We start from the raw sequence: 13,539 nt of genomic DNA on the forward strand, positions 1-13,539 counted from the left end.
CCCATACGATAATGCCTGCCACCTCGACCACATTGGCCTTCCCGTGATCATCAACTTCGACCTCAACGACCTCCAAGCCTTCCGCGCCGTGGTAGACAAGGGCAGTTTTCGCGGTGCCGCCGAAGCTATCCGGATCTCGCAGCCGGCCCTCAGCCGGCGTATCGAAAAGCTTGAGACCGCCCTGGATGTGAAGCTGTTCGAACGCACCACGCGGCGCGTCAGCCTGACCATGGTCGGCCGTGCGTTTCTGCCTCAGGTCGAGCGCATGCTCGACGACCTCGACGTGGCGCTCATGGGCATCAGTAATGTCGCGTCCACACGCATGGGTAATGTCACCATCGCGTGCGTGCCGTCCACCGCGTACTATTTCATGCCCCATGTGATCTCCGAATTCCACAAGTTGTATCCGAAAATTCGCCTGCGGGTGCTGGATGCCAGCGCCGGTGAAGTGTGCAATGCGGTGGAAAGTGGCGAAGCGGATTTCGGCGTGAGTTTCAGCGGCAGCCTGGCCGATGAAGTGGAGTTCGAACTGCTGCTGCAGGAGCGCTATGTGCTGGCCTGTCGCCGCGATCATCCCCTGGCCCAGCGTGACAGCGTGACCTGGTCCGAAGCCTACGAACACGACTACATCACCGTGGACAAGACCTCTGGTAACCGCTTCCTGCTCGACCAGGCGTTGCGTGGCGTGCGGGTGAAAAAGCCGAGTATCTGCGAGACGCACCACGTAACGACGATGATCGGGCTGGTGGAGGCGGGATTGGGGGTGGCGATGGTGCCCTCGATTGCCATGCCGGCGGGCGAGCACCCGATCCTGGTGAGTGTGCCGCTGGTGGAACCGCAGGTGATGCGCAATGTGGGCTTGATAAAGCGCCGCGGGCGGACCTTGCCGCCAGCGGCGCTGGAGTTGGAGCGGTTGGTGCGGGAGATGCCGTTCCGGTCAGCGTGACACCGAGTCCAGGCCGGTGGCTTGTACCACCGGTTGCGCTTGGGGCGACGCCAGGTACTGCAACAAGGCCTTGGCCTGTTCAGGGTGTTCGGCATTCACCGGGATACCGGCGGCGAACCGCGTCACCGATTGCACGTCTTCCGGGATCTTGCCGACGTAGGTCACACCCGGCACCGGCAGCAATTCCGCGACCTGTTGCAAACCCACTTCGTAGTCACCCTTGGCGACCTGTTCGGCCACCGGCAGGCGTTCGATCATGGTGCCCTTGGCCGGCATGCCGAGCTTCTTGAACAACTGCTTCTCGACATACACACCGCTGGCGCTGTCCGAGTAGGCCACGGATTTGGCCTTGCTCAGCGCGGCTTTCAGTTCGGCGTCAGTACCGATTGCAGGTTTGACCGCTCCCGCTTTGACCACCAGGCCGATGCGCGAGTCCGCCAGTTCCACGCGGGAGGCCGGGTCGACCTTGCCTTGTTTGATCAGGTCATCCAGGGCGTAGCCGACCATGATCACCACGTCGGCGTGTTCGCCACGGGCGAGACGGTTGGGGATCGCTTCCGGCGCCTTGCCCATGGACGGACCGAGGATGGTGTCGAGGCTGTCACCGCTTTGCTTGGCGTACTGCGGACCAAGCAGTTTATAGGCGGCGGTGAAGCCACCCGATGTCATTACCTTGAGCTGTTCGGCCTGGGCCGACAGCGCCAGGGCGCCGAGGGCCAGGGCCGTCAGGGTCTTGAGCAACGGCTTGATCATGCCGCCTCCTGCATCACCTGGCCACGGGTGTTGGCGCGACGATACAGCGCCAGGGTCGAGCACAGCGCACAGGCGGCGGCGAACATCATCCAGTAGGCCGGTGAGGCCTTGTCTTCGGTGATGTGGATGAACCAGGTGGAGATCGCCGGGGTAAAGCCGCCGAAAATCGCAGTCGCCAGGCTGTAGGCCAGGGAGAAACCTGCCACACGCACTTCCACCGGCATGATTTCGGTCAGGGCCGGGATCATGGCGCCGTTGTACAGGCCGTAGAGGAAGGAGAACCACAGCAGGGTTTCCAGCATATGGGCGAAGCTTGGGGCATTTACCACGTAGGATAGCGCTGGATAAGCCGTGAGAACCGTCAGCACGGTCATGGCGATCAGCACCGGCTTGCGGCCGAAACGGTCGCTCAGGGTGCCGCCGATCGGCAGCCAGACAAAGTTCGAAACCGCCACCAGCAGGGTCACCAACAGCGCGTCGGAGGTGCTCAATTGCAGCACGGTCTTGCCGAAGGTCGGTGCATACACGGTGATCAGGTAGAACGCGGTGGTGGTCATGGCCACCATCAGCATGCCGCCGATCACCACAGTCCAGTTCTTCACCAGGGTCGCCAGCACTTCACGCATGGTCGGGCGATGCTTGCGGTTGGCGAACTCTTCGGTTTCCTGCAGGTTGCGACGCAGGATGAAGATGAACGGGATGATCACACAGCCGATGGCGAACGGAATGCGCCAGCCCCAATCGGCCACCACGGCGGGTTCCATCCACACGTTCAGGCCATAACCCAGTGCGGCGGCGACCACGATGGAGATCTGTTGGCTACCCGATTGCCAGCTGGTGTAGAAGCCTTTGCGGCCGGGTGTGGCCATTTCGGACAGGTACACCGACACACCGCCCAGTTCCGCGCCGGCCGAGAAACCTTGCAGCAGGCGGCCAAGCAGCACCAGCAGCGGTGCCCACAGGCCGATGGTGTGATAACCCGGCACCAGCACGATCAGCAGCGTGCCGCTGGCCATGATCGACAGGGTCACGATCAGTCCTTTGCGGCGACCGACGTCATCAATGTAGGCACCCAGGATGATCGCGCCCAATGGACGCATCAGGAAGCCCGCGCCGAACACGGCGAAGGTCATCATTAATGACGCAAACTCATTAGCGGCAGGGAAGAACGCGGCAGCGATGTAGGTGGCGTAGAAACCGAACAGGAAGAAGTCGAACTGTTCGAGGAAATTGCCCGAAGTCACGCGGAAAACCGCACCCACTTTCGAGCGGGCAGAGTCGGGTCGGGTAGGGCTAGTCATGGTTTTGTGTCTCCAGCGTTCTTTTTAAAGTGCTTGTTTCGCCTAAGACCGAGAATAGTGGCTGACACATTTAGAAATGATAAGTGACAAATTTGGATGGATTGATGTTCATTGGCTATCAATCGGTAGCGCGGTCAAAAATGCGTTCGCTGTTCTATGCTGAAGGTGTGACCAATTCTTACGGATGGGAGGTGGCGATGACTGACCAGCAGAAACGACGGGACGAGCCGGAGCGTGAACAACCCCGACAGCGGGAGGAAGAAAAACCGCAGACCTGGAAGCATCCCGATGATGGGACGGAGCTTTCCGAGCGGGATCAGGAACGTCCGCTAAAACCCTGAGTGCACACCAACTGTAGGAGCCGGCTTGCCGGCGATGGCGTATTCAAAATCGCCATCGCCGGCAAGCCGGCTCCTACATTTTTAATGCGCGCGGTAGGGGAAACTATTTGACATATTTGATTTGTGATCACATATTGAGGCCATAAGAACGACAACACAGGTTTTGCCTCATGACAGATGGTCCGCTCCTCCTGCCCACCCTGCGCCAGGTGTCCCGCGATACCTTGCAAGACCAGGTCTATCGCCAGATCCGCGAAGCCCTGATGAGTGGCCGTTTCCAGCCTGGCCAGAAACTCACCATCCGCGGTCTCGCCGAAGCCCTGGGTTCCAGCCCGATGCCAGTGCGCGAAGCGCTGCAACGCCTCAGCGCCGAAAACGCCTTTGAAGTCACCGAAACCTCCCGCCTGCGTGTGCGCCTGATGACGGTCGAACGCCTGCGTGAAATCCGTGATGCGCGGGTCGCCCTCGAAGGCTTGCTCGCCGAAAAGGCGGTGCTGCTCCTACAGAAAGTCGACCTCGACGAAATCACTGACCTCTGCCAGCAGATGCAACACGCCGCCGACGAAGTCGACGTGTCGCGCTATCTGTGGACCAACTTCGCGTTTCACCGGCGCATCTACGCCGTGGCTCAGGCCGAGTTGACCATGGCCGCCGTGGAAAACTTCTGGCTGCACATGGGCCCGTGCTTTGCGCTGGTCGCCCCGGATAAAGCTCACCTGCAACGCTCGATGGAGGCGCACACGCGCATCGTCGAAGCCCTGGCCGCCCGCGATGGCGCCGGCGCCCGCGCGGCGGTGACCGATGACATCATGCAGGCCGCCGATTCTCTGGCGCGCCTGCTCGTCAAGAACGACCGTTCGCGGTCGTCTGCTTCAGGAGGTAAACGTGCATGAGTGTCCTACAACGGCTGCAGCCCTATCCTGGGTTACGTGTGTTGATTTCCGGCGGGGCTGCCGGCATTGGTGAAGTGCTGGCGGCGGCGTATCTGGAAGCCGGTGCCCAGGTGCATGTGTGTGATGTGAGTGAACCGGCCCTGGCCGCGTTTCGCGACAAATACCCAGGCACCGTCGCCACCCGCGCCGATGTCAGCGACGCCGCGCAGATCGAGGCGGTGTTCAAGGTGCAGCGCGAGCAGTTCGTCGGCCTCGATGTGCTGGTCAACAACGCCGGGATCGCCGGGCCTACCGGCGGGATCGATGCGATCAGCGACGCCGAGTGGCAAGCCACCATCAATATCAATCTCACCGCGCAATACCGGTTTGCCCACCACGCCGTGCCGATGCTCAAGGAATCGTCCCACGGCCATCTGTTGCATATCGCCTCAGTGGCGGGGCGCTTGGGCTACGCGTGGCGCACACCGTACGCGGCGACCAAATGGGCGATCGTCGGCTTGATGAAATCCCTGGCCTCGGAGCTTGGCGAGAGCGACATCCGCGTCAACGCCTTGCTGCCCGGCATCGTCGAAGGCCCGCGCATGGACGGCGTGATCCGCGCCCGTGCCGAACAGGTCGGCGTGCCCGAAGCCGAGATGCGCCAGGAATACCTCAACAAGATTTCCCTCAAACGCATGGTCACCGCCGAAGACGTGGCCGCCATGGCGTTGTTCCTCTGTTCGCCCGCCGCACGCAACGTGACCGGCCAGGCGATCAGCGTCGACGGTAACGTCGAGTACCTGTAAGCCACGGAAGAACACATCGGGCTGTACCCAGGATTTTTTTCATAAGAATAAAAGTCGGAGATTCGTCATGTCCAAAAATCGTCCTGTCATCATCACCTGCGCCGTCACCGGTGCGATTCATACGCCGTCGATGTCGCCGCATTTGCCGATCACCGCCCAGGAAATTGCCGACGCCGCCATCGGTGCCGCCGAAGCCGGCGCCGCGATTGTCCACCTGCATGCCCGTGACCCCAACGACGGTCGCCCCAGTCAGGACCCGGCGCTGTTCGCCGAATTCCTGCCGCAGATCAAGGCCGCCAGCGACGTGGTAATCAACATCACCACCGGCGGCGCGCCGACCATGGGCGTGGAGGAACGCCTGCAGCCGGTGATGCAGTTCAAGCCGGAACTGGCTTCGTTGAACATGGGCTCGATGAACTTCGGCCTGTACGAAATGCTCAACCGCTTCACCGATTTCAAGCACGACTGGGAGCGGCCATACCTCGAAGAAAGTGACGACCGGATCTTCCGCAACACCTTCCGTGACATCACTCACATCCTCAATTCCTGCGCCGAAAACCGTACGCGTTTTGAGATCGAGTGCTACGACATCGGCCACCTCTACACCGCCGCGCATTTCCTCGAACGTGGCCTGCTCAAGCCACCGTTGTTTATCCAGTCGGTGTTCGGCTTGCGTGGCGGTATCGGCGGGCACCCGGAAGATTTGGCACACATGCGCCGTACCGCTGACCGTCTGTTTGGCGACGACTACGTGTGGTCGATCCTCGGCGCTGGGCGTGGGCAGATTCCGCTGGCGACCATGGGCCTGTCCATGGGCAGCAACGCGCGAGTGGGGCTTGAGGATTCGCTGTGGGACGGACCGGGCAAACTGGCGGCGTCGAATGCCGATCAGGTCCGGCGCATTCGCACGGTGATCGAAGCGCTCGGGCATCGCGTCGCCACGCCGGATGAAGCGCGGGAAATTCTCGGGCTCAAGGGGCGCGATCAGGTCAACTTCTAACCCACAGCTGAGGTCGCGCCCTGGGTGTGTTCACCGATCCACTGTAGGAGCGAGCTTGCTCGCGAAAAACGCCAAGACATCGCATTACACCAGGCAGCACGCGTTATCGTTGATGTTTTTCGCGAGCAAGCTCGCTCCTACAAGGTGATATCCCATCAGGGAGCGACCGTCATCCCGCACAACAACAATAAGGGGATCACCATGCGTATCGAAGTGCTCGTCGACGTCAAGACCACCCTGGGCGAAGGCCCGGTGTGGGACGTCGAGCAACAACGCTTGTATTGGATCGACAGCGCCGACGGCCGCATCTTGCGCTGCACCGACGACGGTCGCGAGCTGCGGGCCTGGGACGTGGGCCAGAAAATCGGCTCCATGGCCCTGCGCCGCGACGGTGAGTCGGCCATCGTCGCCCTGCAAAACGGCGTGCACACCCTCGACCTAAAAAGCGGTGAACTCAACCTGGTCGCTGATCCGGAACCGCACCTGCCAAACAACCGCCTCAACGACGGCAAGGTCGACCGCCAAGGCCGTTTTATCTTCGGCTCCATGGACACGTTGGAAGACAGCGCCAGCGCCAAGCTTTACCGCCTGGACGCCAACCTGAGCCTGCACACCCTGGACGAAGGCATCATCGTGTCCAACGGCCCGTGCTGGAGCCCATCGGGTGACACCTTCTACTTCTGCGACACCTGGTCCGGCGAGATCTGGGCCTACGACTATGACCTGGCCACCGGCAACGTCAGCAATCGCCGCACCTTCGCCAAGGTCGATACCTCCGGCGGGGGCGCCGCCGATGGTTGCACCGTGGATGCCGAAGGCTGCCTGTGGCAGGCGCTGGTCTACGCCGGGAAACTGGTGCGCTACACCCCTGACGGGCACGTCGATCGCATCGTTCAGATGCCGGTGAAAAAGGTCACCAGCCTGACCTTTGGCGGGCCGAACCTGGACACCCTGTATGTGACCTCGATGGCCAAGCCGCCGCTGCCGCGTTTTCCGGCAGACGGCCAGCAGCGCGGAGCGCTGTTCGCCATTACCGGGTTGGGCGTGCAAGGAATAGCCGAGCGACGGTTCGCCAGCTAGCGCGTGTGTGTGACAAGGCATATTCCTTCGCAACCTTGTGTCAGTGCGCGCCCTCGCGCGCCTGGAGAGGCCCATGGCAACTATCAAAAAAGCGTCGCTGCGCAGCATTCACCGGCATTCCTGGGTGTCGCTGCTGGTCTGCTGGATGATCTGGATCCTCAACGCCTACGACCGTGAGATCGTGCTGCGTCTGGGGCCGACCATCTCCAAGCATTTCGATTTGTCCGCCGACCAATGGGGCACCGTGGCCACGGTGGTCATGCTGGCCCTGGCGCTGCTGGATATCCCCGGTTCGATGTGGAGCGACCGTTACGGCGGCGGCTGGAAACGTGCACGCTTCCAGGTGCCGCTGGTGCTGGGCTACACCGCGATCTCGTTTCTGTCCGGTTTCAAGGCGCTGAGCGGCAACCTCGCCACCTTCATTGCCCTGCGCGTCGGCGTCAACCTCGGCGCCGGCTGGGGCGAGCCGGTAGGGGTGAGCAATACCGCGGAATGGTGGCCGGTGGAACGTCGCGGGTTTGCCCTGGGCGCGCACCATACCGGCTACCCGATCGGCGCGATGCTCAGTGGGATTGTCGCGAGTTTTGTCATTACGGTGTTCGGCGAAGAAAACTGGCGCTACGTGTTCTTCTTCGCCTTCGTGGTGGCGCTGCCGCTGATGATCTTCTGGGCGCGTTATTCCACCGCCGAGCGCATCACCGCGCTGTACGTCGACATTGCCGCCAAAGGCATGACCCCGCCGGACAACGCGCCGGCCAGCCAAGTCAAAGGCGAGGCCTGGCGTACATTCCTTGCCACCTTGCGCAACCGCAATATCGCCCTCACGGCGGGCAACACCATGCTCACCCAGGTGGTGTACATGGGCGTCAACATCGTGCTGCCGGCCTACCTCTACAACATCGCCGGATTGTCCCTGGCCGAGTCGGCGGGGATGAGCGTGGTGTTCACCCTCACCGGCATTCTCGGGCAATTAGTGTGGCCGTCGCTGTCGGACATCATTGGCCGACGCACCACCTTGATCATTTGCGGGCTATGGATGGCGGCGAGTGTGGGGGCGTTTTACTTCGCCAACACCCTGACATTGATCGTCGTGATGCAACTGCTGTTCGGCCTGGTGGCTAACGCGGTGTGGCCGATCTACTACGCGGTGGCCTGCGACTCGGCCGAACCGTCGGCGACGTCCACTGCCAACGGCATCATCACCACCGCAATGTTTATCGGCGGCGGCCTGGCGCCGGTGCTGATGGGCAGCCTGATCGCCATGGGCGGCGGCTGGACCACGCTGCACGGCTACACCGTGTGTTTCTTCGTGATGGCCGGCTGCGCCCTGGGCGGCGCGCTGCTGCAACTGTTTTCCCATCGCCCGCCGGCGCTGGTTGTGCAACTCGACTCCTAGAACAACACCGATGCGCCCCCCAGTCTGGCTGGCGGGGCGCCAAGAGGAATTGCCGATGACTACCGCCACTTCCGCCCGCACCCCGCAGGCGTTGAACAAACTGATGTTCGTCAAGTTGATGCCCTTGCTGATCATCGCCTACATCCTGAGCTTCCTGGACCGCACCAACATCGCCCTGGCCAAGCATCACCTGGACGTCGACCTGGGCATTTCCGCTGCGGCGTACGGGTTGGGCGCGGGGCTGTTTTTCCTGACCTATGCGCTGTCGGAAATCCCCAGTAACCTGATCATGCACAAGGTCGGCGCGCGATTCTGGATTGCGCGGATCATGGTGACCTGGGGCCTGATCTCGGCGGCCATGGCCTTTGTGCAGGGCGAGACCTCGTTCTACGTGCTGCGCCTGTTGCTGGGCATTGCCGAAGCCGGACTCTTCCCCGGCGTCATGCTCTACCTCACCTACTGGTTCAACCGCGAACAGCGGGCACGCGCCACCGGTTATTTCCTGCTTGGCGTGTGCTTCGCCAACATCATCGGCGGCCCGGTGGGCGCCGCCTTGATGCGCATGGACGGCATGCTCGGATGGCACGGCTGGCAGTGGATGTTCATGCTCGAAGGCCTACCAGCGGTGGCGTTTGCCTGGGTGGTCTGGCGCAAATTGCCGGACCGTCCGAGCAAGGCGCCGTGGTTGTCGGCCGAGGAAGCGCGTGGCATCGAACAACGCATCGCGCAGGAAACCGAAGAGGGTGCGGGCGAGGGCGGTCACTCGTTGAAAAACTGGCTGACTCCGCAAATCCTGCTGGCGATTTTTGTGTACTTCTGTCACCAGATCACCATCTACACCGTGATCTTTTTCCTGCCGAGCATCATCAGCAAGTATGGCGAACTGAGCACCATGAACGTCGGCCTGCTGACTTCGCTACCGTGGATCGCGGCGGCACTCGGTGCCTTGCTGATTCCGCGTTTCGCCACGACCCCCGGACGCTGCCGACGGTTGCTGGTCACAGGGCTGCTGACCATGGCGCTGGGCCTGGGCATCGCGTCGATATCGGGGCCGGTGTTCAGCCTGCTCGGTTTTTGTCTGTCGGCGGTGATGTTCTTCGTGGTGCAGTCGATCATTTTTCTGTACCCGGCTTCGCGCCTCAAAGGCGTTGCGCTGGCGGGCGGGCTGGGGTTCGTCAACGCGTGCGGGCTGCTTGGCGGGTTTGTCGGGCCGTCGGTAATGGGTGTGATCGAGCAAAGCACCGGTAATGCGATGAACGGCCTGAAGGTGATTGCGCTGGTGTTGGTGGTGGCGGCTATTGCGGCGCTGCGGTTGCGCATGGGGCACGAGCCTGAGCGTGGCGCACAGGCCAGCGAAGCGTCCTACACGTAGACGCCAGCAACGCGGCTTTCTACACTGCGGCTTGTCTTGGGGAAAGGGGCAGGCGCCGATGAATCGCAATGAATTACGCAAGGCCGACATCAACCTGATGGTGGTGTTCGAAGCGCTGATGCTGGAGCGCAACGTGACGCGGGTGGCGGAGAAGCTGTTTCTCGGCCAGCCGACCATCAGCTCGGCCCTCAATCGCTTGCGTACTTTGTTTAATGACCCGCTGTTCATTCGCGTCGGCCACCGCATGGAACCCACGGCGCGGGCCGAGGAAATCATCCAGCACCTGTCGCCGGCGCTGGACTCGCTATCCTCGGCCTTGAGCCTGACCCACGATTTCGACCCGTCCATCAGCACCATGACCTTTCGCATCGGCCTGTCCGATGATGTCGAGTTCGGCCTGTTGCCACCGTTGCTGCGTTCCCTGCGCCAGGAAGCGCCGCAAGTGGTGTTTGTGGTGCAACATGTGGACTACTGGCGCATCCCGGATCTGCTGGCCTCTGGCGATATCACCGTCGGCATCACCCAGACCCGTGGCCTGCCGGCAAATGCCAAGCGCAAGCTGCTACGCCATATCCGCCCGCGCATCCTGCGTGCCGATGCCTCGGACACACCGCTGACCCTCGACGAATACTGCTCACGCCCTCACGTGCTGGTGTCCCACACCGCCAACGTGGCAGGGTTCGCCGATGAGTGGCTGGCAGAAATCGGTCGCAAGCGCCACGTGGTGCTGTCGGTGCCGCAATACAGCGCACTGCCGGCCTTGCTCGCCGGTACCGACCTGATCGCCAGCCTGCCGGACTACACCGCCGAGGCCATGGCCGTGACGGGCCACCTGTTCTGCGAGCCGTTCCCGTTCGAGACGCCGACCCTGGATTTGTCCATGGTCTGGCTCAGCCACGTGGACACCGACCCGGCCGAGCGCTGGGTACGTTCGCGACTGGAAGCGTTCATGAGTGATCGAGGGTTGGCGACCAAGGCCTGACTCCGTGGTATATCTAGGATTCTTCCTACCAAAGACTCGGAGCCCTACATGCCACACCTGCATCTGGAATACACCGCCAACCTGACGAACCTGGCCGTTGAGAAAACCCTGCTACGGCTCAACAACGTGTTGATGGTGTCTGGCCAGTTCGGTTCCGAATTCGATATCAAAAGCCGTGCGGTCAAGGTCGAGACGTTCCAGGTGGGCACCTCCCTCGACCCTCGCGGTTTTATCGCGGTGAAGCTGTCGCTGCTCAGCGGGCGGTCGCCGCAGGTCAAGAAGCAGTTGTCGGAGAGCCTGCTGGCGGCTTTGCAGGATCTGGGTGAGTGGCCGGCGGGCGTACAGGTTCAGCTGAGTGTTCTGTTGGTGGATATGGATCGTGATTCCTACAGCAAAGTCGCGATTGGTTAAGCCCTACAGCAACCCCTGATCCGCACACACCTTCACCACCTGCTCACGAAACCAGGTATTCGCGCTGTCCTGTTCACTGGTTTCGTTCCACTGCATCTCCAGTGTGAACCCCGGCAAACCGTTCGGCGCTTCGCAATGGCCGAACACCGCGGTCGGTGCCAATAGTTTTTGCACGCGACGTGGCAAGGTGACGATGAAATCGGTGCCGGTGATCATCTTCAAGGCTGCGCTGTAGCTGTTGGCGCGGGCGATTACCTGGCGCTTGTGGGCCTGGCGTGCGAGCCAGCCGTCGATCATGTTGGTGTCGGAGGTCCACGGCGTAGGGAACACGTGGCGGCGTTCGACAAAGGAGTGCAGGCTGAAGGCCGGCTCCCGGGGCGCCGAGCGTTTGTCGAACACGCACACCAAGTCGTCTTCGAGCAGCATCTGGGTGCGGAAGTCTTTGTGGGCACGGTGGAAGTTGGGGCCGAAACAGATCACCAGGTCCAGGCGACCTTCGCGCAGGTCGTCGGCGGGGATGTCGGTTTCCAGCTTCTGCACATTGACGATCACCGGCAGGTCGGCGCGGTCAAAGTTTTTCAACAGGCGCGGCAGGATCAACTGTTCGAAATACTCCGGCGCACACACGCTGAAGGTCACGGCCTGCTGCGTCGGGTCGAACGCCTGGCCACCGGCGTGGCACAGGTTGATGCTTTCGAGGATTTTCTGCACATGGCCGTACATGGTGGTGGCCTTGTACGTCGGCCGCATGCCGGCGCGCGTGTTGATAAACAGCTCGTCTTCAAAACTGGTGCGCAACTTCTTCAGGCTGTAGCTCACGGTGGACTGGCTGACAAACAGCGTTTCAGATACCTCGGTAACACTGCTCTGGTCATAGACGGCGATAAACACCATCAAGTCCTGCATATCGAGCTTTCTGAGCAAGTTACTGTTTAGCATCGGTTTCGTCCGTAAACCCTTTGTACCGAATTCAGTACAAGACAGCACAAAAGCTTAACGGAACGAGCGTGCCAATAGAATGCTCTGTAGGGCGTTTCTATGTTTGGTGTGAGACAAATACTGTTTACAACACGACCTCAGCGGATATGTCGTGCGTAATGCTTTGGGTTGAAGCGCGTGACGATCAACAGCATCACTACGATCACTGCCGTGAGCGACCACCAGGCCCATTCGAAGCTGCCCAGTTGATCGCGGATCATCCCGGCGATCAGCGGTGACAGCCCGGCAATCAAGTAGCCGATGCCTTGCACAAACGCGGTGAGGCCACCGGCGCGGCGCGGGTTGTCCAGGTGGTCGAGGGACAGGATCAGGCTCATCGGGAACAGGCCGCCGATACCCAGGCCGAGCAGGCAAGGCCACAGCAGGCTCAGGTGTTGCGGGCTCAGGATCAGGCCGCAGAAACCGAGGATGATCAGCACCAGCAACACCGCGACAACGCTGCGCTTATCCTGGCGACGATTGGCGATGGCGGGGGTGATCAGACCGGAAACGACTTCCATGGCGGTCAGGAAACCCAGCAGTAAACCGGCGTTCTGTTCACTCCAACCTTGCTCCACGTAGTACGGCGCCAGCCAGGCGAGTACGCAGGTGTAGGAGGCGGTACCGAGGCCGAAGAATACCGCGAGCAACCAGGCGCGACCGTTGCCGAAAAATGATTCTTGAGGGCCCGCAGCGGCTTGAGGCAGTGGCGGCAACACCGAGCGCTGCGCGTACCAAAACACTAAGGCCAACAATGCGAGCACCGCCCAGATCGCCAGACCGATGCGCCAACTGCCGGTCTGCACCTGCACGAACGGTGCAAACGATGCGGCGAGCGCCGCGCCGCCCATGATCGCGGTGACGTACAGGCCCATGAACAGCGAAACATTGTCACTGAACCGCGACTTGATCAGTGCCGGCATCAACGCCTGGATCATCGCAATCCCCACACCGGCGGCGATGGCGCTGACAATCAATTCCAGCGCCGAATCGAGGAACAGCCGCGACAACGTCGCCACGCCAATCACCACCAGTGACACCACGATGCTGCGGTGCTCGCCAAATCGCTTGGCCACGCCCATGCCGAAGAACATCGCCAAGCCCATGGCCATCACCGGCAACATGGTCAGCAACGCTGCACTGCTGAAACTCAAGGGTACGTCGCCGCGAATCGAGGACAACAGTGGGCCGACAGCAGCCATCGACGGGCGCAGGTTGAGGGCGACCAGCACGACACTGATCATCAGCCAGACGGCGGTGGTGGGTTTGGTTTGGACGGTTTCCATGGGACGGCCTTGAGT

Annotated in this window: 14 protein-coding genes; 10 read left to right on the forward strand and 4 right to left on the reverse strand. The window is 61.6% G+C overall.

The features are described from left to right. The first annotated feature begins 43 nt into the window (after positions 1-43). Positions 44-946, forward strand: a complete 903-nt coding sequence (locus tag HX868_RS15250; protein ID WP_095017547.1) for a LysR family transcriptional regulator — start codon at positions 44-46, stop codon at positions 944-946. Here HX868_RS15250 and HX868_RS15255 read toward each other — a convergent pair. After that, a complete protein-coding gene (locus HX868_RS15255) occupies positions 938-1,696 on the reverse strand; it encodes a substrate-binding domain-containing protein (protein WP_177003549.1) in 759 nt (252 codons plus the stop codon). The genes HX868_RS15250 and HX868_RS15255 overlap by 9 nt on opposite strands. Next, a complete protein-coding gene (gene tcuC, locus HX868_RS15260; RefSeq protein ID WP_038848342.1) occupies positions 1,696-3,000 on the reverse strand; it encodes an MFS transporter in 1,305 nt (434 codons plus the stop codon). Before tcuC ends, HX868_RS15255 begins: the two co-directional genes overlap by 1 nt. 104 nt (positions 3,001-3,104) lie before the next feature. Here tcuC and HX868_RS15265 point away from each other — a divergent pair, with 104 nt between their 5' ends. The 9 genes from HX868_RS15265 (at position 3,105) to HX868_RS15305 (ending at position 11,260) form a co-directional block, all read left to right on the forward strand. After that, positions 3,105-3,341, forward strand: a complete 237-nt coding sequence (locus HX868_RS15265; RefSeq protein WP_177003281.1) for a hypothetical protein — start codon at positions 3,105-3,107, stop codon at positions 3,339-3,341. Between the two features lie 170 nt (positions 3,342-3,511). Then, entirely contained in the window at positions 3,512-4,234 is a 723-nt protein-coding gene (locus HX868_RS15270) for a GntR family transcriptional regulator (RefSeq protein ID WP_177003423.1), read from the forward strand. Then, positions 4,231-5,019 carry an SDR family oxidoreductase gene (locus HX868_RS15275; protein WP_177003424.1) on the forward strand — a complete coding sequence of 263 codons (789 nt, stop codon included), beginning with the start codon at positions 4,231-4,233 and terminating at the stop codon, positions 5,017-5,019. Before HX868_RS15270 ends, HX868_RS15275 begins: the two co-directional genes overlap by 4 nt. A gap of 67 nt (positions 5,020-5,086) precedes the next feature. Beyond that, positions 5,087-6,019, forward strand: a complete 933-nt coding sequence (kce, locus tag HX868_RS15280; protein WP_016975200.1) for a 3,5-dioxohexanoate:acetyl-CoA acetone transferase — start codon at positions 5,087-5,089, stop codon at positions 6,017-6,019. A 201-nt stretch (positions 6,020-6,220) separates the two neighbouring features. Then, positions 6,221-7,099 (forward strand): SMP-30/gluconolactonase/LRE family protein, encoded by an 879-nt coding sequence (locus HX868_RS15285; RefSeq protein ID WP_177003425.1) that lies wholly within the window; start codon positions 6,221-6,223, stop codon positions 7,097-7,099. Positions 7,100-7,172: 73 nt separating this feature from the next. Further along, positions 7,173-8,495 (forward strand): MFS transporter, encoded by a 1,323-nt coding sequence (locus HX868_RS15290; RefSeq protein ID WP_177003426.1) that lies wholly within the window; start codon positions 7,173-7,175, stop codon positions 8,493-8,495. Between the two features lie 55 nt (positions 8,496-8,550). Beyond that, positions 8,551-9,867 carry an MFS transporter gene (locus HX868_RS15295; RefSeq protein WP_033902627.1) on the forward strand — a complete coding sequence of 439 codons (1,317 nt, stop codon included), beginning with the start codon at positions 8,551-8,553 and terminating at the stop codon, positions 9,865-9,867. A 58-nt stretch (positions 9,868-9,925) separates the two neighbouring features. Continuing rightward, complete coding sequence (locus HX868_RS15300) at positions 9,926-10,849, forward strand: LysR substrate-binding domain-containing protein (protein ID WP_177003427.1); 924 nt, start codon at positions 9,926-9,928, stop codon at positions 10,847-10,849. A gap of 48 nt (positions 10,850-10,897) precedes the next feature. Continuing rightward, complete coding sequence (locus HX868_RS15305; RefSeq protein WP_177003428.1) at positions 10,898-11,260, forward strand: 5-carboxymethyl-2-hydroxymuconate Delta-isomerase; 363 nt, start codon at positions 10,898-10,900, stop codon at positions 11,258-11,260. Positions 11,261-11,263: 3 nt separating this feature from the next. Here the strand turns inward: HX868_RS15305 and HX868_RS15310 are convergent, their stop codons facing one another. Then, complete coding sequence (locus tag HX868_RS15310; RefSeq protein WP_177003429.1) at positions 11,264-12,199, reverse strand: LysR family transcriptional regulator; 936 nt, start codon at positions 12,197-12,199, stop codon at positions 11,264-11,266. Positions 12,200-12,336: 137 nt separating this feature from the next. Beyond that, a complete protein-coding gene (locus HX868_RS15315; protein ID WP_177003430.1) occupies positions 12,337-13,524 on the reverse strand; it encodes a cyanate transporter in 1,188 nt (395 codons plus the stop codon). Positions 13,525-13,539: the final 15 nt, after the last annotated feature.

Origin of the sequence: Pseudomonas reactans (assembly GCF_013385825.1) — a bacterium.
GTDB lineage: Bacteria > Pseudomonadota > Gammaproteobacteria > Pseudomonadales > Pseudomonadaceae > Aquipseudomonas > Aquipseudomonas reactans.